Genomic DNA, 22078 nt, shown 5'->3' with positions numbered 1-22078 from the left:
ATCCCGTCAAAATGATCATTTGCAGCACATTAGCATCTCCTGAGTCCGCAGCTTGTGCCATAACCTGTGATTCTGTCGAAATAGCTGCTGCTGTGTCCACCAAATCTATTTAAGTGCGACTGTTTGCGGAAGAAAAAAATAGGTGCGGTCAAGCAGCTTCAATCCACGCACCCCATACGGAGTGCGACGCTAATGAGTGATACCGCAGACCATGTTAGTCGGCTTCAATCCACGCACCCCATACGGAGTGCGACGTGCAGAAGGTAACTTAATGCTCCCGACACACGTAGTTTCAATCCACGCACCCCATACGGAGTGCGACAGCGAAAATCCCCATGAATGATGCCAAGCAGGCATTCATCCAGCACATTTTCAAAAAAAGTAATGCCAAACAAGTCTAAAACAAAAATTGACTTTTGCCCGTTCTCATGAAAATAAGTCGTTTTCGACAAGTTTCGAGGTGCGAATCCCCCAGGGATTTCATGGGAGCTTCACATTCGCACCAGTCTTTTGCATATTTCCCTTACATACTTCTTTTACATTATTTTCTCTCATCGTAAGGGATGGCAGAAAACAATACAACCCCTAATTCAGCATGAAATCCACCGCCGATACCGCTGATACTAGCGACGCTATAGCTCACCCCAATCGTTCCCCACAAGTCCATGCCACCCTCAAAAAAATAAAGCGTCCCAGAAGGAACGCTTCATCTCCATCTCCATCCGGCACACTAGCGCCGACGATGAACATTTTTACTGCTATGTGTTACAAGCCGTTTGCTTCTCCATTAACCGAAATGCCCAGACGGTTGAAAATCTTGGTATGGGCGTTTGGCAGGGAGCTGTCCTGCGGCAATTTGCCATTGTTCAAATTGACGAGCATGGCCGAAAGCTCATTAAACCAAGCTTCATCGTTTGTTGCGAGCGCCAGGTCGATTAGCTGCGTCAGTTGCTGCACCGTATAAAGCGGTGACGAGCGCAGCGAATTAACCTGTGAAGCTGCAAGCGTAATCGTTCTGCCGATGGCAAGCTCATTGTCGCATGCCGTTACATATAGCCGTACCGTGCCGTGGGAAGCATCAACGCTTTCTACGAAGCCGAGCATCAGCTCGCCATTTCCAGTCGTTCCGTTCATCCAGTCGCCCGGTTTAATTATCATCTCATTATTCATTCCAGTCACCACCTGTCGTTTAATGGAACCTGCAATTATGCCTGATTTTTTCAAAAATATAAGCATTTATAAGTCACATCCTTATAAATGGGCTTATATTTCAGCGTGAAACGGTAACTTTGACGCCAGAGGACGGCGACAGCCTTTTACACTTGAAATATAGGAAAGGATATCGTAACACTATCCTTTCTCTATATTTCTCGGAATGAAACGCGCTGCGCCGTCAAAGGATGGCAACGGCCGTTTCACCTTGAATCCCATTACAATCTAACAATGATAATACTGTAATTATAATTTATACAGTTACAGCTGTCAATCGTTGCTCTCTGTTTTCCCGCTAATGAGCTGGGAGCGGTATTGCTTGGGCGCAATCCCTACATTTTTCTTAAACGCTTTGGAAAAAGAAAAGAGGTCGGGGAAGCCGATGGAGCTGGCGATTTCCGATAACGTATAGCCGGTTTGCGCGAGAAGACGCTTGGCTTCGCCCATTTTTTGCTGCTGGATATATTGGACCGGTGTTATGCCGTATGCTTTGCTGAATTGTTTAGTAAAATGTGTGCGATTGACTCCCACGTAGTCGGAGACGCTCTCCACGGAAATGCCCTCCGCATAATGAATCTCCATATACTCCAGCCCCTTTTGCAGCCAACTGATGCTGCGATGGTCGCGGGGAAAAACAGCGGGAGAAGCAGATGAGACAAGCTCATCCCATATCCGGTGAAAAAGGCCTAGCCGCGCCAGGTCGGTATTCGGTGGACCCGAGTGGCTGACGAGCTGCAATAGCTGCTGCATAAATTCGGCAGCCTGTGGTGTCAATGCACCGGGTGCATGGGGCGATTGCGGTCCAAGCCCGAGCCGGGCCAACAGCTGAATCGCTTTCTTGCCATCAAAGGCAAAAAAGATTTTGTGCAGCGGCTCCTCCGCCAAGGTGAAATATTCATGGGTAACTTGCGGGAACAGGCAGAACAGATCATTTTGACGCAGCGTGTACGTCTTGTTGCCCTGAATGAATGTTCCTTGCCCCTCCAGCACGCCTAGCAAATAATAGTAAGGCGCCACACGCGGACCGATATGATAATTCGGCTTGGCGATATTCGTTCCGACCCGAATGGGCCATGCAGCTCCCGATTTCTCGAAAGCAGAAGGCGTGAAATGATAGATTTCCAGCCATTCATGATGGTCCTCACGCATATTCGGTCTCATCATTAATACCCCCTTTTTTCCATGTTTAAACGTGCCTGGCCTACAATCTATTATTCTATCTTTACCTCAATGGCGCTGTGAAAAGACATAACCTTTCCCAGTATAGCAAATGATTCGACATCACAAAATGACAAGTTTAAAACGCCGCGAAATGACATTGACCCACTAACGGTTGATTGTTATGATGCAAATACAACTATTCCTACTAAACTTGTTGGTTATTGACCGGACAGCCGGATGTACCATAGGCATCTGCCAGACGAACTGGAGATACGGGCTGCTCACGGATCCAGAGTCATACCCGTAAAGGAGAGCATAATGGTGAATAATCTTAATGAACATAAAGAGATAGAATTTGGCTGGTTTCTGCCTACGGCGGGAGATGGCAGCTACGTAGGCGTAGCATCGGAGAGGGAACCTACGCTGGAGTATTTGATTGATGTGGCTAAAGCGGCTGAAAAAGCAGGCCTTGGCTTCGTACTGATCCCAACGGGCGGCCCGTGCTTGGACGCTTGGGTTGTTGGCTCAGCCATTATGAGCCACACGACGACGCTTCGCCCGCTTGTAGCGGTGCGCCCAGGCCTCACAACCCCAGTGCTGTCGGCCCGGATGGGAGCGGCGCTCGATCAATTATCTGGCGGACGCGCGATGATTAACGTCGTGACCGGAAGCTCGGTGCAGGATCTGGAGGAGCTTGGCGACCCGCTTGCCCATGCGCATGATAAGCGCTATGAGCGCGCTAGTGAATATTTGGCGGTGATGCAGCAGGCGTGGACGCAATCGGATGGCATTAAAGCTTCTGAATTCGTCGGCAGCGAAGGTGCCGAAACGAAGCAGAACGATCAGCAGCAGCCTTTCCGCGGAAAATATTATCAGTTCACGCGTGCGGTGACGACGCCGCTGACGGTGCAGAAGCCTCATCCGCCGTTTTACCTCGGCGGAAGCTCTCCATCAGCGAAGCGCGTAGCGGTTGAATTCGCGGATACGTATTTAATGTGGGGCGAGCCGCATGACTGGATTCGCGAGCAGATCGAAGATTTTGAAGTCGTTCGTTCGCAGTATCGCGAGGAGACGGGTATTGACCGTCCGGTCCGCTTCGGGCTTCGGGCGCAAGTATTGGTACGCGACACAGAGGAAGAGGCTTGGGCCGCGGCATGGGAGCTCATTAGCAAGGTGTCGCCTGAAGCGATTGAGCAGGCGCAGAAAGCTTTTGCCAAGACAGATGCAACGAACCAACGCCGGCAGAACGAGCTGCGCGAGCAGTTCAAGGATGAGCGATTTGTCGTAGGGCCGAACCTGTGGGCAGGACTGTCGCTTGTCCGTTCGGGCGGAGCGATCCTGATTGTAGGCACAGCCGACCAAGTATCAGAACGATTAATTGAATACGCAGAGCTAGGCGTATCCTCCTTTATATTGTCGGGCTACCCTCATCTGGAGGAGGCAGAGCGCTTCGGCAAAGAAGCATTGCCGCTGTTCCATCAGAAGTGGGCGAGCAGACGCGAAGTACGGGCGTAAATTTTCACAGAAGATGATAGGAGGGTTATTAAATCCATGATGTTGAAAAAATATTCGTTTCCCGCAGCCATACTGCTGCTGCTTGCACTCATCTTGGCAGCTTGCGGCGGCATTGGCGGCGATGCCAGCAGCAATACCGCATCCAGCGGCAATAGCGGAGCTGGCAAGCCCGTAGAGATCAGCTTTATCCATTGGCAGGGCGATGTGCCAGTCTGGAACGAGATTATTAAAGATTTTGAGCAGGAAAATCCCGGCATCAAAGTGTCGATGCAGACGTTCCCGTCTGAGCAATATCAGACGACGGCGCAGGTTAAGCTGCTCGACGGCTCTGTAGGCGACGTATTTGCTTCCTTCCCGGGCGCACAGTTTGAATCCATTGCCAAAGCAGGCTTATACACCGATTTAACGAATGAGGCATTCGTCCAATCGTTCGTGCCGGAGCTGATTAAATCTGGAGCAAAAGATGGCAAGCAATACGCGCTGCCGTATTCTCTCGTGTACAACATTCCGGTTTACAACGTCGGGCTGTTCGAGCAATACAACCTTTCACCTCCGAAGGATTGGGACAGCTTCCTTGCCGCAAGCGAAACGCTTAAGAGCAACGGCATTATCCCGATCGCCTTCCCCGGCGCCGATATTGGCCCAGGCCAATTCATGAACCCGATGATGATGAACAATGCGCCGGATGAAGAGGTGTTCCAAAAGCTTGAGAAGGGCGAAACCAAGCTTACGGATGAATGGTGGACCACCACGCTGTCGCAGTTCAAAGAACTGAACGACAAAGGTTATTTCCAGCCGGATTCGCTGGGTACGAATACGGATGCGGCGATTGCCCTTTTCTCACAAGGAAAAGCGGCGATGCTGGCAACTGGCTCGTACTCCATTGCAGCCGTATTGAAAGCGAGTCCTGAGCTGAAGCTGGATTTGCTCGCTCCAATTACCGTGCCCGCTGATCAAGCAATCTATGAAGGCATTCATACGACGACATTCATGCTTGGCGTCAACAGCAAGTCCAAGCATCCGGAAGAAGCCAAAGCCTTCATTTCTTATCTGGGCAAAAAAGAAGTAGCGGGCAAAGTCGCAAATGCGGCGAACCAGAACATTCCGGTCAAGGATATCGAATACACAAGCCCTGCTTTGCAAGTCATCAGCGGCTGGGCCGATAAGAAAACGCGCTTCCAGCCTCGTTATCTCATTACGAATATTGAAATTCAGAAGGCGGTTACCGGCTCCATTCAAGCGGTCATTGCTGGCGATTCGGCGGAAGGGGCTGCCAGCAGCGCGCAAGCGATTGTGGACCAGCAGCTGAAGCCATAGTCTGATGGCTGTGCGGAAGACGATATACTTCTTTTTTGTCCCGGGGCTGCTGCTCTATGCTGTCTTCTTTCTATATCCGACGCTGTCCGGCTTCTACAATTCCTTCACGGATTGGGACGGCATGTCGGACACCTCCGGCTTCGTAGGTCTTGATAATTACAAGACGGTAGCAGACAGCATTATTTTCAAAAAAGCGATCGGCAACAACTTGCGGTTCATGCTGTCGGTCGTGGTCGTGCAGACGCTCGTATCACTAATTGTAGCGCTGCTGCTGACGAAAAATAAAAAAACGACGGTGGCGCTGCGGGCGCTGTATTTCTTCCCGACGATATTATCGTCTGCCGCCGTCGGCTTTATCGCTGCTTATGTTTACGATCCGAATCTGGGGCTGCTTAACGAGCTGCTCCGGATGCTCGGATTGTCAGCGCTTGCGAATAATTGGCTTGGCAATCCGTCGCTTGCGATCTATTCCATTGCTGCCGTTCAAGCATGGGCGCATATTGGGCAAATGGCAATTTTGTTTATCGCAGGCCTGCATGCGATTCCAGAGGAGCTGTATGAGGCGGCGAAGCTGGACGGAGGAGGCAGATGGGCTATTTTTCGCCGGATTACCTGGCCCTTGCTTGCGCCTGCGGCTACGATTGTTGTCGCTTATACGACGATTCAGTCCTTCAAGGCGTTTGATTTGATTTTCGTTACGACGCGGGGCGGCCCGAATTATGCGACGGAAATTTTGTCCACGTACATTTATTCGGCGGCGTTCCAAAACTATAAGTTTGGCCAAGCGTCCGCTGCATCGATTTATTTCCTGTTTATTATTGCCTTCATTACGTTTCTGCAATTCAAAGCGCTGCAAGCGAATCGCGTCTCCTATTAGGCCGTATTTTCAAGCTGCCCCACGCGCTGCGAAGCAGGCGGCTTGAAGATAGGCCCTTAACTTGCGTCATGATCAGATCAGAAAGGAGGCATGGATTCATGCTGTTACGAATAGCAGGGCGTTTGTTTCTGCTCGCTTTCGCGATCATTATTTTGCTGCCGCTTATTTTCCTGATTGTGACGACGATCAAAGACCAGCAGCAGTTTTATGCGAGTCCGCTCGGTATTCCAAGCTCATTCACAGGGCAAAACTACAGCCATCTATTCGACAGCCAACCGATGCTGTCTTATTTCAGCAATAGCATAACGGTTTCTTTCAGCACGGTTGTCCTGGAGCTGATCGTGTCAAGCATGATTGCTTACGGCATTTACCGGATTGCCAATAGGCTCGGCCTAATCCTTTACGGCATATTTCTCATAGGATTGATGGTTCCGGCACAGGTGAATATGATTCCAATCTACTCCTTTATGCGCGATCTTGGGCTGATGAACAGCCGGTTTGGGCTCATATTAGTGACGGTCGCGATGCTGCTGCCAGTAGCGGTTTTTATGCTGACGGGCTTCATGCGCGCGCTGCCCAAGGAAATGTTCGAGGCAGGCAGCATGGATGGCGCGGGGGAATGGCGGCTTTACACCCAAATAGCGCTGCCGCTGTCAGCACCTTCACTTGCGGCAACAGCTATCTTCCTGCTCGTGGGCGTCTGGAATGACCTGCTGTTCCCGATGCTGCTGCTCACAGATAAGGCAAAAATGACGCTGCCCTTAGCGCTTTTGCAATTCCAGGGCGAATATTCAACCAATTATCCGGGGCTGCTGACCGGAGTTGTACTGATCTCGCTGCCGATGCTTATTTTATTTTTATTGCTGCAGCGTTATTTTATTTCCGGCATGGCCGCCGGATCATTGAAGGGCTAGAAGGAGTGCACACCGCTGGGGTGCAGCTCTTTTTTTTTGATCTTTATACGTAAGCTGGTGACAAGTTTTATGCTTGTTAGCGGCTTTTTTTTGTGCAAAATGACAGTATGCCAATTATGCTCGGCGGAAGTTTTTTGATTATTCCTTGACGGGAATATTCCTGTAATGGTATATTCAATTCAGGGAAACGAAAGCACCTTCATAGCGCTGACTTCCCTTTAATTCTAACAGCGCCATTAAAGGACGCGGTTTTTATGAAAGCTACGACATTCAGCGCATTATCCGACCCGACGCGCCTGCGGATCATGGAGCTGCTGGTGGATGGTTCCTTGACTGTCGGAGAAATTGCGGAACGTCTGCCCATTCGTCAGCCTCAGGCTTCCAAGCATTTGCGTATATTGCTGGAAGCAGGGCTCGTCGAGGTGCAGGCAGCGGCCAATCGCCGTTATTACAAGCTTCGGGTGGAGCCGCTCCAAGAGATGGACAGCTGGCTGGAAACCTATCGCAGCCTATGGAGCGAGCGGTTCGACAAATTGGATTTTTACTTGCAGCAGTTGAAGGAACGAGGCAGCAAACCAAACTAACTTTCAGGAGGCAATCACAATGACGAACAAATTAAGCTTAAAGGTAGACGGACAGGTACTTACGATGGAGCGGGTTTTTGACGCACCGCATGCACTCGTGTTTGAAGCCCATTCCACGGCTGAGCATTTGAAGCATTGGTGGGGACCGAATGGCTGGATTTTGTCGGCTTGCACAGTCGATTTCCGTCCAGGCGGCGTATGGCATTACTGCATGAAATGCATCGACCAGAACCAAGGGGATTTTTTCGGCTATGAATCATGGGGCAAGGCCGTATACAAGGAAATTGTAACGAATGAGAAAATCGCCTACGTAGATTATTTCTCTGATGCCGAAGGCAATGAATCCGCGGACATGCCGTCAGCTAACGTCACCATGACGTTCGAAGCGACGCAGGATGGCAAAACCAAATTCGTGAGCGTGACCCGCTACCCAACGGAGGAAGCACTCAAGACGGTAGTCGAAATGGGAATGGAGCAGGGCATCAGCGAAACATCGGATCGTCTGGTCGCCTACTTGGAAGAGCTGAAATCATCCTAACGCCAATACAGCTTGGAAAAATAAAGCCAGCAAGCTGCCCGCTGCCGTTCAGACTGCTGCTCAACTATAGAAAAGACAAGCGCTGCTGAATCGGCAGCGCTTGTCTTTTTATTTTCCAGCCTGTTGGTATGACCATTATCTGGACATGTTTTACTTTGTTTCTGGCTGCACCTGGGCTGCTTCCGCAAGGGGGGCAGCTGGAGCTTGCAGCATTTCCAGCCCGTTCATATAGGGACGAAGCGCTGGCGGAATATAAATCGAGCCGTCTTCAAGCTGATGATTTTCCAGCAGCGGAATAAGAATGCGCGGCGTTGCGACGGCCGTGTTGTTGAGCGTGTGGCAGTAGCGCAGCTTGCCTTCGGCATCGCGATAGCGAATATTCGAGCGCCGCGCCTGAAAATCATGCACATTCGACGACGAATGCGTCTCGCCATAAGCTTGCCTGCTCGGCATCCACGTTTCAATGTCGAATTGCTTCACATTTTTTTGCGACATATCGCCGGTACATACCGCAACAACACGATAGGGCAGCTCCAGCAATTGCAGCAGCTGTTCCGCATTCGCTGTTATTTCGTGGAGCAGCGCCTCCGAACGGGCAGGATCGGCTTCGCAAAGCACAACCTGCTCAACCTTGGCAAATTGATGCACGCGGTAGAGGCCGCGCACATCCCGGCCAGCCGAGCCGACCTCGCTGCGGAAGCAGGCGGTTGCGGCAGTAAGCCGAATCGGCTCGGCCACATCGACGATTTCATTATCGTAATAGGCGACTAGCGGTACTTCCGAAGTCCCGATCAGCCAGCGATCTTCGCCGTCGATCCGGTATGCCGAATCCGTTCCCCCGGGGAAATATCCCGTATTGTACATCGCTTCCTCTCTTACCATCAGAGGCACATCAAGCAGCGTAAATCCGCGCTCCAGCAAGTAATCGAGCGCAAGCTGCTGGACCGCACGGTGCAGCAGGGCACCTGTCCCTTTCAAATAGTAGCTGCGCGAGCCCGCCGTCCGAACGCCGCGATTTATATCTATCATGCCGTGGAGCTCGCCAAGCTCTACATGATCCCGCAGCGCAAAAGCGGGGGCCGGAATGCTGCCGATTCGGCGCAATTCCACATTGTCAGCATCCGACCTGCCGATAGGCGTATCTGGCGAAGCCGGATTCGGCACCTCCAGCATAAGCTTGCGGAATTGCTGCTCGGCTTCAAGCAGCTGCTCCTCGCAAGGCTTTAGCAGCTCATTAATTTTCGCTACTGCCTGCTTCAATTGCTCGGCCTGCTCTTGCTCCGTCCATTGCGGCGGTTCGAACGCCGCCTGTTGCTGCTTTGCCCCGTGCTGCTCCGCTCCTTGCTTCTGCCGCCTCGCATTTGCGCTCTGCATCAGCTTCCCAATGCGCTGCGAATGCGCATTGCGCTCCTGCCTAAGTTCGTCCGCCTTCTGCTGCAGCTCGCGTCTGTGGCTATCGGCATCCAGCAGCTGCTGAACGTTAAAATCCAGCCCCTTATGCTCCGCCGCCTGCTGCACCAGCTCTTTGTTTTCGCGAATCCATTTCATGTCCAGCATGTTACCGCGCTCCTTCGCCTTTTAAATAAAAACGCAAAAAACGCCCCTCATCCTTTTGGGACGAGGAGCGTTAAACTCGCGGTGCCACCCAACTTGACCGGACGGCAGTGCCGAACGATCCGCTTTGGTTCCGCGATAACGGGCGGGCCCGGTTAACTTAGGAGAAGCGCTAAACATCTCTCTTGACGAGAACGCCTCGGAGTTGGATTCTCGTCATCAGCAAGTCGTTGTAATGAAATTAGATGTATTATAGCGCGCGCTGCTGATGAAAGCAAGGCTGAATTATTTCAACCAAGCATCAACCAGCTCGGCGTTGCCTTCAACCCAGGCTTTAGCTGCTGCTTCTGGCGTTTCGCCGCCTTGAATAGCAACCATGACCTTCGCCATATCCTCCGGAGTCCAGTTGAACTTGTCGAGGAAAGCATAAGCTTCCGCTTTGTCCTCTTTCAGTCCTTTGCGTACAATCGTATGAATTTGTTCCGCGCTACCGTATACATTTTTCGGATCATCCAAATATTTCAGATCCATCTTGGCGAACATCCAATGTGGTGTCCAGCCCGTTACAACGATCGGCTCTTTATTGTCATACGCCTTCTGAAGCTCCTGCGACATTGCAGCGGACGAGCTTTCAAGCAGCGTCCATTTATCACGCAGGCCGTATGCATCGAGCGCTTTCTCCGAAGCCATCATAAGTCCGGCACCCGGCTCAATGCCAATAATTTTATAGTCCAGCTCGGGACCCGTCTTATCATTCAAATCCTCGATGCTGTTGATGTCCATATATTTAGGAACGACAAGTCCGGTTTTGGTGCCTTCGAGGTTAGCGCCGAGATCCTCATATTGCCCTTTATATTTATCTGCATAAGAGGCATGCGTGCTTGGGAGCCAAGCGGCAACGATTCCGTCTGCGCTTCCGTCGGAAATGCCAGCCCACATCGGCCCGGCATCCACTTGAAGCATTTCAACCTTGTAGCCCAGCTTCTGTTCCAACACTTCTTTAACGACATAGGTGCTCGCAATTTCTGAATCCCAAGCGACATAAGCAAGGGTAATGTTCTTGCTTCCGCTGGCGGAAGAACAGCCGGCGGCTAGAACAGCGAGCATAACGGCAGCAACTAGCATTTTCACTTTTTTCAACAATAACACTCCTTCTGAAAATATTTCGATTGATATTGCAGCTATTCCGCTGTAAAGGCGGAGAGCACTTAAGATTGCTTACGCCTTTTTCGTACGGCGAATCGCATTTTGCGTCAAGCGGTCGAGGATAATCGCCAATATAACGATTGCGATCCCCGCTTCAAAGCCAACTCCGGTGTTGCCCTGCGTCACAGCGCGGTACACGTACGATCCAACGCCCTGTGCGCCAATCATGGATGCGATAACGACCATCGAAAGCGACAGCATAATCGTCTGGTTGATGCCCGCCATAATGCTCGGCAGCGCAATCGGCAATTGCAGCTTGATCAGCTTCTGCGACGGTGTAGAGCCGAAGGCATCAGCCGCTTCAGTCAGCTCCTCTGGAACTTGGCGAATGCCGAGATTGGTCATGCGAATCGTTGGTGGAATCGCAAAAATAATCGAAGCGATGACGCCTGGCACGACGCCAAGCGAGAAGAAGGAGACGGCAGGCAGCAAATAGACAAAGGCCGGCATCGTCTGCATGAAGTCAAGAATCGGAGTAACAATATTTTGAATGCTATTTTTACGTGCACACAAAATGCCAACTGGAACGCCAACCACCACTGAAATGAGGGCGGAGGTCAGCACGAGCGACAGCGTCTGCATCGTCTGGCTCCAATAGCCGAGATTATCAATGATGAGCAGGCCGACAAACGTAAACAGCGCCATGCGCCATTTGCCGAGAAACCAAGCTGCTGCGGTAAATAGAATAATAAGCACAAGCGGAGGGAAAAAGTCGAGAGCGACATTTAATCCGCCAACCGTTTCGCCTACGACCACTTTAATAAGCTTAAAAAGCGGGCCGAGATGGGTTTCAAGCCATGTTTCCAGCGCCCCAATCCAGTCCGCTAAAGGGATTTTGGGTATATTCATGCTTTAACACCTGCCTCTATTTCGGTATTGCCTGCGAGTGCGGCGAGCACTGCGCCTTTAATGACGATGCCCTTTAATCGGCCATTTTCGCCGATGACAGCAACGGGCAATCTGGCATTGCCCATAAGCTCGAACAGCTCATTGAGCAGCGTATCGGGCGACACGGTTGGAACATCACGCTGGGTCAGCGATTCGAGTGACAGCCCTTCCTTCAAAGCTCTGGCTGCATCGTCGGCCGTAATGACACCAAGCAAGCGCATCTCCCTGTCCACCATATATAAGCTGGAGATGCTTCTGGCACGCATGAGCTGGAGCGCAACGCGCGGTCCTCTCTCATTCGTAATCGTCTCGGCCTTCGCCATCACATGAGAGGCGGTGAGCACCTTGGACAAATCGACGTCCTCGACGAAACGCTCGACATATTTATTGGCAGGCTGCATCAAAATTTCTTCCGGCGAGCCGATTTGCACGATGCTGCCATCCTTCATTAGGGCAATCTGGTCGCCAATGCGCAGCGCCTCATTCAAATCATGGGTAATGAAGACGATCGTTTTTTTCATTTTCGATTGCAGCTCCAGCAGCTCATCCTGCATATCCTTGCGGATAAGCGGGTCAAGTGCACTGAACGCTTCATCCATCAGCAGTACTTCGGGATCGCTGGCAAGTCCTCTTGCAAGGCCTACGCGCTGCTGCATCCCGCCGCTTAGCTGCTCGGGATAACTGTCGCCGTAGCCTTTCAAGCCTACTAGCTCTAAAGATTGGATCGCCATTTCCCGGCGCTTCGACTTGTTGATGCCTTGAACTTCAAGGCCATATTCGATATTTTGCAAAACGGTGCGATGCGGGAACAGCGCAAATTTCTGAAACACCATCCCGACATGCTTGCGCCGAAACTGCCGGAGCTGCTCAGCCGTCATCTTGAGCACATCCTTGCCATTAAACAGCACTTGTCCGCCCGTCGGCTCAATTAAGCGATTCAATAAGCGAACGAGCGTCGATTTGCCGCTGCCCGATAAGCCCATAATGACAAATATTTGTCCGGCCTCTATCGAAAAATTGGCTTGATTCACGCCGACAGTCAGCTTCGTTTCTTTTAAAATCTTTTCTTTTGACCAGCCCTTATCCAGCAGCGGTATCGCTTTTTTTGGGTCCGCTCCGAAAATCTTGGTCAGCTTTTTAGCTTCTATAATAGCCATGTAGTACCCCCTCCACGATCCTTGGCACAGGAAGCGAGGTGTACGCTTTATCATAACGCTTCTTCACCAAGCTTCGAGTGTTCGTCTGCTTATAAGTGTAGTTGGATAACAATGTAATGGTCAAAAGGCGTGAGCCTCTGTATGCTTTGTACAGTTACAACTTTACAAACTTTTCGTACAGAATACTCCTGATAACTCCCTTTTTCATATCAACATGTTTCTTTACATTTCCCTAGACGTTTGATTACAATACATGTTGTAGGATGAATGGGACACGCCACTCCTCAGGAGGAACGACATGGATGAACTTGCAGCATTAACAGAAGAGCAGCAGCAGCAGTTGCTGAAGACGCGTCGGCGCGTCATTGAATCAATCGGCAAAAACATGGATCTATATGGCATAACGTTGTCCATCGGGCATTTATACGGCAATATGTATTTCAACCGCGAGCCTGTCACGCTGGACGAAATGAGTGCTACGATGGGAATGAGCAAAACGTCAATGAGCACCGGAATGCGGACGTTATACGATCTGAAAATGATCAATAAAGTATGGGGCAAAGGCTCACGCAAAGATTTGTATGAGGTGGTGCCGGATTGGCATGAAAACTTCACGGACTTCTTCTCTATTAAATGGAGGAAGGCTGCGGAGCAAAATGTGCTCGCCCTAACCCGTTCTCTTAAGGAAATTGAACAGCTTGAGAACAACACGGAGCAGTCCGAAGCCTTTCTGGATGTGCTAGCTAGCGACAGGCAGAAGCTTCAGGAAGCCCTTGCGTATTACAAATGGCTGGGACGCCTCATTGATGCTTTTGAATCAGGAGAAATTTACAAGCTGATTCCGAAGGAAGAGTAGACAGCAGAATTTCGCACAACATAGCATACGTATAAAAAACATAGGTTTCGTGCAAGGCCGGTTGAATACAACCGGTCTTTTCTGCGTCTCCCTGTGGGGTTTAGTGTAAAGAGAAGCCACTATAACCGATATAGTTACTAGACGTTTTTATCTACTATAATTTGGAATGGGGGATTTGCATTGCTTCATGCGCTTCTCGTTCATGACCACGTAATCGAAAGAGCGATTATTACGGATGTGTTCACAGAACAAAATATACAAGTCTCGGCTGAGAGCAGGTTGGAAGACGCTTTGCTCTGGTTCAAGCAGGGCGACGAGGCTGACTTATGTCTTATTGACGCTTCTCTGGCAGAGGATGCTGAAGCCGCGTGCCGCGCTATTCGTGAGGCAAGCGGCAGCAAGGAGCTATACATACTCCTACTGCTTGACATCAAGGCCAGGAGTCAGCTGGAACGGCTCTACACAGCTGGGATGAATGATTATTTATTGCGGCCCTTCGCCGCTGTAGAGCTTAAGCATAAGCTCTGCATGCTCATGCAGCTGAGAAAATCAGAGGCCGGGCTTGTAGAGACGGAGCTGGCGATGCTGCGTGCGAAGATTAAGCCGCATTTTTTGTTTAATGCAATCGGCACAATCATTTTCATCAGCAAGCGTAATGCCGAGGAAGCGAGGGGACTGCTTCGCAGCCTGAGTGAATTTTTGCGCAGCAGCTTTGATTTTGAGAATCAGGCGGAGGCAGTTTCATTCAAGGTCGAGCTTGCACTCGTCAGCGCCTATCTGGATTTGGAGAAGGCTAGATTTGGCAGCCGTCTGCAGGTGAATTACGAGCTCGGAGCGACGCAGTTTCACCTGCCACCCTTTGTCATTCAGACGCTGGTGGAAAATGCGATTCGCCATGGCATTACAGCCAAGCTCATTGGCGGCACGATTGAAATTATTACGCTCTCCGTTCCTGGGGGCATCCGCGTCATTATTAAGGACGATGGAGTCGGTATTCCGGAGGAGCAGCTTGAAAGCTTCATGCGCTTAAGGAAGCAGCCGCCAGGCAGGCGTTTGCCAAGCGGGCAACAGCTGCGGCAGGGAATTGGGCTTGCGAATACAAACGAGCGGCTGCTTCGCCATTTTGGAACGGGACTACATATTAGACGGCGCGAAAGCGGAGGCACGACCGTTACCTTTTTGATACCAGCACAGGGAGGGATTTGAAATGTTGAACGTCGCGGTGGTGGATGATGAGCACTGGGCGCTTGAGGAAATGAAGGAATATTTATCGAACTGTGAAGGAATCGGCTCCATTCAGCTTTATGATGATCCGCTGGAGGGGCTTGCGGCCATTAAGCGCGAGCCGCCGGATGTCGTGTTCATAGACATTTACATGCCGCAAATTTCTGGTCTTATGTTCGCGGAGGAAATGCTCGCTTATTGCCCAGGGACGGCTACCGTATTTGTCACGGCATTTGACAATCATGCGTTGCAGGCTTATGAGCTGAATGTGGAGGATTATATTTTGAAACCGGTAGCCCCGCAGCGGCTTCAGCGAACGGTGGAGCGTGTACGTCAACGCAGAATTGGGAGAAATAAATTGGCCGCCGAGGCGGTAAAGCAGAAAGACAGAGTCGACGTTCAATGCTTCGGCAAGCTGAACCTGTATGGGACAGCAGGTCCCGTCAAATGGAAGGTGCTGAAAACGAAGGAGCTGTTTGCGTATTTATGGACGAACCGGGAATGCCGCGTGGAGAATATTATGGATGATGTTTTTCCTGGAATGGAAGATACGAAGGCAAGGGCATACATTCACACCTGCGTGTATCAACTCCGTCAGCTGTTGAAGCGTAATGGGCTGGACGGGAGGGTTCGGATTAAATCGCTGCGGGAGAAGTATATTTTGACTGCCGAGCATATGTCCTCAGATATGCTTGAATTTCAACAGCTAGCGAAACGTGCGGTCGACATGGGCAGCCTATTTTTGCTCCGACAGGCGGTGAACTTATACAAGGAGGAAGTGCTGACTGACATTCAGAGCGTCTGGGTTTATCGGCTGCGCGAGCATTATAGGCTTATCGGAGGCCTGGTTGTGGAGCGGCTTGTCGAGGAGCTGCTGAATCAGGGAGATATTCTTGTAGCAACGGATTATGCGCTCGAATACTTAAACAAGGAGCCTTACGATGAGGGGGCCTTATGGCTCGTAGTCCGCTGCTATAAGAGAGGAGGCAATCGGGTGAAGGCCGACACCGTATTTAAGCAGTTTTGCAAGCGCAGTGCAGGGGAGCTTGGAGCTTGTCCACATGCCGAGCTTGTAGACCGATATGAGTCGCTAATGCAATCAACCTGATAGGGGATAATAAGAAGCTGCCTTTTGTCTGAGACAAAGGTAGTTTTTTTGCGCTTTTGAGAAGATTATGAAAAGTTTCCTAAATTGATCAAGTTAACGCGTAATGCTAATTAAATTCGTTAAAATGCTACAAAAATCGACAAAAGATTCAGTTATGATTCAGAGATGTTTGTTATTGTGTAGGAAATAAGGCGCAGCAATCAGCAAAACGGGAGGACTGAAGATGTAAAATTTGGTGGAGAAGAGACCATTATGGCGCTTCAGTGCGGGGCGGTTGATTTTGTCGCCAAGCCGTCGGGAGAGCTGTCAGCCGATATATATAAAGTAAAGTCAGAATTGTGTAAAAAATAAAAAACGCAACCGGAGCGCCGATAGTTGATCGGGGAACCGTCGATTATGTGCTGCCCATTGAGCAGATTGGCAGAAAGCTGCTGGACGTTACCAAAGGCAGAATATGAAAGGGGGTGAAATCATGCAGGGGGTAGAGCAAATGCAGTATGTACAATTTGGCGTAGGGGAAGAAAGCTATGGCATACGTATAGCTGAAGTTCATGAAATTATACGTATGCAGGAAATTACCGAAATACCGAATTGCCAGTTTTATGTGATGGGTGTCATTAATTTACGCGGCAAAATTATTCCGGTTATTAGCCTGCGAGCGTTATTTTCACTGGATGAGGATGTGTATTCAAAAGCGACGCGAATCGTCGTTGTTCATCATCAGGAGGAGTCGATCGGCATTATTGTGGATCGGGTGTACAAGGTTACGTCGTTTCACGATATTCAGCCACCGCCGGAGCGGGTAGGCGGCATTAACGGTGCCTATTTTACAGGAATCGGTCTTACAGAGTCAGAATTGGTCGGCATATTAAAGATCGATGAGGTGCTGCTGCGCGATTAATGCTTCTTGCTTCACATGGCATACTTCAAGCAGCAAGGGAGCTCTTAAGTCAACGCTTACAAGGTGGTGCATATGTTCGATAACTCGGAATTTAGGCAAGTGTTTCTCGAAGAGCTTGAGGAACAAATTATGACGATGGAAGAAGAGATTTTATCTTTGGAAAAGCAAGGCTCTCATTCTGAGGGCATTCAGCGGCTTTTCCGGGCGGCACATACGATTAAAGGCTCTTCCGCGGCAATGGGCTATATGGAGCTCAAGCAGCTAACCCATGAATGGGAGCATCTGCTTGATATGCTGCGCAATGAAGAGCTTGAGATGACACGGGAATTAACGAATTTATTTTTTCAATGTCTCGACTTTATTAAAGATTTGCAAAACAGCATTATCCACGAGGAGCTGCTGCCGGACCCTTCGGCGGTCATCAAGGAATTGGGACGCTTCTCGAAAGCAAATACGGAATCAGTCGCGGCTGCAAAGGAATCAGCAGGCGAAGCTTTGCCGGAAGAGGCGGAGCAGTTGCTGCGAGAATATATACATAGCGGTCAAACCGTATATACAATTACCGTCAAGCTGACTGAGGACTGCATGATGAAGCTCGCTCGCATCAGCATTATTGATATTTCCTTGCGTGCGTTTGGCGAGGTGCTGTGGAATGAGCCCAATATGAAGCTGGTGCAGGATGATCAGGATATTCATGCGATACGGTGGCTGATTGCCACTCAAGAGGTGGAGCCAGATGCTCTTGAGCTGGCGGTAGCTGGGCTGATGGACGTGCAGAGCGTAAGGGTGGAGGCAGCGATGCCGTCCCAACCGGAGGCTGAGACAGCCGCAGTTTTGGAGCTGGAACAGGAGAACGTGGACATGCTGCCCGGTTTTGCCGTAAGCGTAGCGCAGGATGAAGCAGACAAGACGCAGCAGTCCAAAGCGTCAGTGAAACAGCAGACGATTCGCGTCAACGTGGAACGACTGGAAAATGTACTCGATTTGCTCGGAGAGCTAGTAATCGACCAAACCCGCTTGAAGCAGGCCATTCAAACACTGCATCAAGCATATGGGTATTCCGAGACGATGGATGACCTCGGCGAAATCAGCGATCATCTGTCCAGATTGATTGGCAGCCTGCAGGAAAACGTACTAAAAGTACGGATGCTGCCGATCGAGCAGCTGTTCAGCCGTTTCCCGCGCATGGTCCGTGATTTGGCGCAAACGCTGAATAAAAGCGTTGATCTGCAAATGGTCGGCGGCGATACAGAGCTTGACCGCACGCTTATTGAAGAGGTCGGCGATCCGATGATTCATTTGATCCGCAACGCGGTGGACCACGGTATTGAAATGCCGGAAGAGCGGGTTAAATGCGGCAAGCCTGAGCAGGGAACAGTTAGAATAAGCGCGGCGCATGAGGATAATCAGGTTGTTGTTGTCGTCGAGGATGATGGCGGCGGCATTGATACGAACAAGCTGCGTAAATCCGCTGTTGCCAAAGGTGTCATCACCGCAGAGGAGGCGGCACTGCTCGATGAGCATAAGGCGCTGCGCCTTATTTTTCACCCAGGCTTCTCAACGGCCTCCCAGCTTAGCGATGTATCGGGCAGAGGCGTGGGCATGGATATCGTGCGGACGGATATCGAGCGGCTTGGCGGAATTATTGATATTGATACGTCCGTCGGCGTTGGAACGAAGTTCACGATAAGGCTGCCGCTGACGCTTGCCATTACAACGGGCTTGCTCGTCAAGGCGAGCGACCAAACGTTTATTTTGCCAATGAGCGCCGTTGTGGAAATTATTCGAGTCGATACAAGCACGCTCAAAATGATAAAAGGCTCGCCGGTTATTAAAATCCGCAATCAGATCGTACCGTTCGTATGGCTGCATGAAATGTTCGGCTATACACGCACGGAGGGCAGACCCGACAAAATTCCGGTCGTAATGATCGGCAGAGCGGAGCAGCGGCTGGCTATTGCGGTCGATCAGCTGCTTGGCAATCAAGAGGTCGTTATTAAAACGCTTGGTTCCTATGTGGGCAAGGTGGACGGTATTTCAGGAGCAACGATTTTGGGCAACGGGCGAATTGCGTTGATTTTGGAAATTGGCGGCATTATGAAAAAAGCAAGCGGCATCAGCTAGAACGTCGTTTGCCAGATCTGCAAGAAAACAAACTAACAGCAAATATTAGATAGAATAGGGAGGGTATTTGATATGAATTGGTTCTACAACTTGAAAATCAGTGTCAAATTAATATCCGCATTTCTGATTGTTGCGATTATTTTAGGTGTCGTAGGTTTATTCGGTATTTATAATTTGAATAAAATGCATGCGTCGCAGGATGATATGTATTCCAATAATTTGATTCCTGTTAAAGAAGCTTATGAGGCACAGGTCAACTATACCAGTATGCGGGTTCAAATCCGAAGCCTGTATATGCATGATACGGAGCAGAAAATGCAGGCAGAGCTTGCTACAATTAGGGAAACGACAACACATGTCGAGCAGGCTGTTGAAAAATATAAAGCAACGAATATGAGCGATGATGCTAAAAGGATCATTGATAGCTTTGATACGGATTGGAAAGCTTATTTGGTCATTTACAACCGGGGTATTGAACTCAATAATTCCGGCGATGATGCCGCGTTTAAAAATTTGATCAGTAACGAATTAAAAACGCAGGGTGATATTGTTTTCAAGATTCTTGAGGATAGCATCGAGCTTTCGATTCGTGAAGCGGACGCAGCGAACCAGAAGGGGGCGGAAGCATATAATAGCGCTTTGTTGATTACAATTGTCATTGTGGTGCTGGCATTCCTGCTGAGCATTATTTTCGGAATCGTGTTGTCCCGGATGATTTCGAAGCCGCTCAGCCGTATCGTTGTTCTGGCGAGAAATGTGGCCGACGGCGATCTGCGTGAAAAGGTAGACATCCATACGAAGGACGAGGTCGGCAATCTTGCAAGCTCCTTCAACCATATGATTGACCGTTTGAACGGAACGGTTAGCGGTATTATTGAATCATCGCACAGCGTAGCTGCGGCTGCAGAGCAAATTTCGGCTGCTACAGAGGAAATTGCCGGCGGGAGCACAGCTCAAGCATCGGCGGCACAGACGATTCATGAGCTGTTCAGCGAGCTGACGATGGCCATTCAATCGGTCGCTCAAAGTACAGAGCAAGCATCAGAGCTATCGGATTCCGCGATGAAAATTGCTAGAGAAGGCCGCACCATTATCGACAACTCGGTGAAAAGCATGAATGGCGTGCGCGAGCAAATGTCCCAGCTGGAGCAGGATTCCCATCAGGTTGGCGATATTATCGAGGTCATTGAGGATATCGCCGATCAAACGAACCTCCTTGCGCTGAATGCAGCCATTGAAGCAGCACGGGCAGGCGAACAAGGACGAGGCTTTGCTGTTGTAGCCGATGAGGTACGCAAGCTGGCGGAGCGAAGTGGCGAAGCGACGAAGAAAATTACGGTCATTATTCAAGGCATGCAGCAAAATACGAAGCGCAGCGTGAATGCAGTTGAGGAAAGCGCAACGCTGTCGGAGAAAACGGGAGAAGCATTCGAGCGTATTACGAAGATGGTCAACGATACAGGCCATCGCGTATCCGAAATTGCCGCAGCGAGCGAAGAGCAGGCGGCCCAAGCGACAAACGTGTTGACTACCGTTGAAAATGTTTCCGCTGCTGCCGAGGAGTCCGCAGCGAGCAGCGAAGAATCCGCAGCGACCGCGCAATCGCTGGCCCAGCTGGCGGATGATCTCCAGCATACGGTGTCGAGCTTTAAGACGGCGTAGTTGCATAAAGTTTTTTAGCAGCTGAGATTACATGCCCAGGTGCGAATGTGAAGCTCACATAAAAACCCTAGGGGATTCGCACCTCAGAAATTGTAGAAGCATGTCGATTTTGAGCTATTTCAAGAAAAGTCAAGATTTGATCTAGATTTTTCTAGTATTATATTTATTGTAAAATGAGGTGATTGATGCCATGATGGGATCAATCACTTGTATTTTCGCTGTCGCACTCCGTACGGAGTGCGTGGATTGAAACTCGCTCTTCGGGGCTTATCGCAGCTCTTTTTTGGTGTCGCACTCCGTACGGAGTGCGTGGATTGAAACGTATATGACTGTAAAAAAACATGGGGTTTAGTCGTCGCACTCCGTACGGAGTGCGTGGATTGAAACAGCTCCATAACGGAACATTTCAACAATGCGACGGTGTCGCACTCCGTATGGAGTGCGTGGATTGAAACGTCAATGAACTCGCAGCAAAACTCTTGCAGCCAGGTCGCACTCCGTATGGAGTGCGTGGATTGAAACCATAAAAACAGTTGACGTCCGATAACGGACATGGTCGCACTCCGTATGGAGTGCGTGGATTGAAACACCTTAGCAACATCTCGGCTCTTAACTCTATATCGTCGCACTCCGTATGGAGTGCGTGGATTGAAACACAACTACTGTAATATCACCTTCATAGATGTTGATGTCGCACTCCGTATGGAGTGCGTGGATTGAAACCTCTAGTGGCCATTTGCTTGATTATCATAGCGGTTAGTCGCACTCCGTATGGAGTGCGTGGATTGAAACTGCTTCGTTTATCATCATGAGTAAAGCTTGCCTTGTCGCACTCCGTATGGAGTGCGTGGATTGAAACGAGAACCCGAGCATCGAAAAAAGCAGCAATCGCACTCGTCGCACTCCGTACGGAGTGCGTGGATTGAAACATTTGTATGTCATTATCATACAATCATTGTATGTTGTCGCACTCCGTACGGAGTGCGTGGATTGAAACCATGATAACAGCCGCCTGTTCTTTCACCGCGATGTCGCACTCCGTACGGAGTGCGTGGATTGAAACGGATTAGGGCTGCTATTGCTTGAATCCACCTGTGTCGCACTCCGTATTGAGTGCGTGGATTGAAACATAATTGTGAAATAAAGAGTCGTAAGCAGCTTGTTGTCGCACTCCGTATGGATTGCGTGGATTGAAACCGAAGCGCATAAACCTGTTCGTCTGCTTTACGGCGTCGCACTCCGTATGGAGTGCTGTGTGTTGTTGGTGAGAAAATAGGAAT

The 22078-nt window shown here is 50.1% G+C and carries 18 protein-coding genes, 1 pseudogene and 1 CRISPR repeat array; of the genes and pseudogenes, 13 read left to right on the top strand and 6 right to left on the bottom strand.

From position 1 onward, the window contains the following. Window positions 1-765: 765 nt before the first annotated feature. Together ASF12_RS30855 and ASF12_RS30850 are read right to left on the bottom strand one after the other, a co-directional pair. Window positions 766-1170 carry an IDEAL domain-containing protein gene (locus ASF12_RS30855; RefSeq protein WP_063892701.1) on the bottom strand — a complete coding sequence of 135 codons (405 nt, stop codon included), beginning with the start codon at window positions 1168-1170 and terminating at the stop codon, window positions 766-768. Window positions 1171-1482: 312 nt separating this feature from the next. After that, the gene (locus ASF12_RS30850; protein ID WP_056042801.1) at window positions 1483-2373 is read right to left on the bottom strand and encodes an AraC family transcriptional regulator; all 891 of its coding nucleotides are present in this window, start codon (window positions 2371-2373) and stop codon (window positions 1483-1485) included. A 318-nt stretch (window positions 2374-2691) separates the two neighbouring features. Here ASF12_RS30850 and ASF12_RS30845 point away from each other — a divergent pair, with 318 nt between their 5' ends. The 6 genes from ASF12_RS30845 to ASF12_RS30820 all read left to right on the top strand — a co-directional run bounded on the left by ASF12_RS30845 (window position 2692) and on the right by ASF12_RS30820 (window position 8118). Continuing rightward, the gene (locus ASF12_RS30845) at window positions 2692-3888 is read left to right on the top strand and encodes an LLM class flavin-dependent oxidoreductase (protein WP_056042799.1); all 1197 of its coding nucleotides are present in this window, start codon (window positions 2692-2694) and stop codon (window positions 3886-3888) included. A gap of 36 nt (window positions 3889-3924) precedes the next feature. After that, window positions 3925-5205 carry an ABC transporter substrate-binding protein gene (locus ASF12_RS30840; RefSeq protein ID WP_056042796.1) on the top strand — a complete coding sequence of 427 codons (1281 nt, stop codon included), beginning with the start codon at window positions 3925-3927 and terminating at the stop codon, window positions 5203-5205. 4 nt (window positions 5206-5209) lie between these two features. Beyond that, entirely contained in the window at window positions 5210-6082 is an 873-nt protein-coding gene (locus ASF12_RS30835) for a carbohydrate ABC transporter permease (RefSeq protein WP_056042794.1), read from the top strand. A 98-nt stretch (window positions 6083-6180) separates the two neighbouring features. Continuing rightward, window positions 6181-6996: a carbohydrate ABC transporter permease gene (locus ASF12_RS30830; protein WP_056042792.1), complete on the top strand. Its 816-nt coding sequence runs from the start codon at window positions 6181-6183 to the stop codon at window positions 6994-6996. Window positions 6997-7250: 254 nt separating this feature from the next. Continuing rightward, window positions 7251-7580: an ArsR/SmtB family transcription factor gene (locus ASF12_RS30825; protein WP_056042790.1), complete on the top strand. Its 330-nt coding sequence runs from the start codon at window positions 7251-7253 to the stop codon at window positions 7578-7580. Window positions 7581-7599: 19 nt separating this feature from the next. After that, the gene (locus ASF12_RS30820) at window positions 7600-8118 is read left to right on the top strand and encodes an SRPBCC domain-containing protein (RefSeq protein WP_056042789.1); all 519 of its coding nucleotides are present in this window, start codon (window positions 7600-7602) and stop codon (window positions 8116-8118) included. Between the two features lie 150 nt (window positions 8119-8268). Here the strand turns inward: ASF12_RS30820 and serS are convergent, their stop codons facing one another. From serS to ASF12_RS30800, 4 genes are all read right to left on the bottom strand, one after another. After that, window positions 8269-9675, bottom strand: a complete 1407-nt coding sequence (serS, locus tag ASF12_RS30815; protein ID WP_056042787.1) for a serine--tRNA ligase — start codon at window positions 9673-9675, stop codon at window positions 8269-8271. A gap of 282 nt (window positions 9676-9957) precedes the next feature. After that, a complete protein-coding gene (locus ASF12_RS30810; RefSeq protein WP_327204959.1) occupies window positions 9958-10803 on the bottom strand; it encodes a glycine betaine ABC transporter substrate-binding protein in 846 nt (281 codons plus the stop codon). Between the two features lie 87 nt (window positions 10804-10890). Beyond that, window positions 10891-11727 (bottom strand): ABC transporter permease, encoded by an 837-nt coding sequence (locus ASF12_RS30805; protein WP_056042785.1) that lies wholly within the window; start codon window positions 11725-11727, stop codon window positions 10891-10893. Beyond that, window positions 11724-12923, bottom strand: a complete 1200-nt coding sequence (locus ASF12_RS30800) for a quaternary amine ABC transporter ATP-binding protein (RefSeq protein ID WP_046228969.1) — start codon at window positions 12921-12923, stop codon at window positions 11724-11726. The genes ASF12_RS30805 and ASF12_RS30800 overlap by 4 nt, the downstream gene beginning before the upstream one ends. A gap of 298 nt (window positions 12924-13221) precedes the next feature. On the opposite strand from ASF12_RS30800, the gene ASF12_RS30795 reads away from it, so the two are divergent. The 7 genes and pseudogenes from ASF12_RS30795 to ASF12_RS30770 all read left to right on the top strand — a co-directional run bounded on the left by ASF12_RS30795 (window position 13222) and on the right by ASF12_RS30770 (window position 20798). After that, entirely contained in the window at window positions 13222-13779 is a 558-nt protein-coding gene (locus ASF12_RS30795) for a GbsR/MarR family transcriptional regulator (RefSeq protein WP_056042783.1), read from the top strand. A gap of 180 nt (window positions 13780-13959) precedes the next feature. After that, window positions 13960-14985, top strand: coding sequence for a histidine kinase (locus ASF12_RS30790; protein ID WP_056042781.1), 1026 nt, complete (start codon window positions 13960-13962; stop codon window positions 14983-14985). A 1-nt stretch (window position 14986) separates the two neighbouring features. Continuing rightward, on the top strand, window positions 14987-16111 hold the full coding sequence (locus tag ASF12_RS30785) for a BTAD domain-containing protein (protein ID WP_056042778.1): 1125 nt from the start codon (window positions 14987-14989) through the stop codon (window positions 16109-16111). A gap of 234 nt (window positions 16112-16345) precedes the next feature. Next, window positions 16346-16459: pseudogene (locus tag ASF12_RS36020) on the top strand (chemotaxis response regulator protein-glutamate methylesterase); the annotation flags it as partial. A 124-nt stretch (window positions 16460-16583) separates the two neighbouring features. After that, entirely contained in the window at window positions 16584-17012 is a 429-nt protein-coding gene (locus ASF12_RS30780; protein WP_056042776.1) for a chemotaxis protein CheW, read from the top strand. A 72-nt stretch (window positions 17013-17084) separates the two neighbouring features. Beyond that, entirely contained in the window at window positions 17085-19136 is a 2052-nt protein-coding gene (locus ASF12_RS30775; protein ID WP_056042774.1) for a chemotaxis protein CheA, read from the top strand. A gap of 72 nt (window positions 19137-19208) precedes the next feature. After that, window positions 19209-20798, top strand: coding sequence for a methyl-accepting chemotaxis protein (locus tag ASF12_RS30770; protein ID WP_056042772.1), 1590 nt, complete (start codon window positions 19209-19211; stop codon window positions 20796-20798). 220 nt (window positions 20799-21018) lie between these two features. Continuing rightward, a CRISPR array of direct repeats spans window positions 21019-21995; the repeat unit is 33 nt; unit sequence GTCGCACTCCGTATGGAGTGCGTGGATTGAAAC. Window positions 21996-22078 lie beyond the last annotated feature (83 nt).

Origin of the sequence: Paenibacillus sp. Leaf72 (assembly GCF_001422685.1) — a bacterium.
In the GTDB taxonomy this organism is placed as follows: domain Bacteria; phylum Bacillota; class Bacilli; order Paenibacillales; family Paenibacillaceae; genus Pristimantibacillus.
This window is presented reverse-complemented; position numbering and strand designations above follow the sequence as displayed.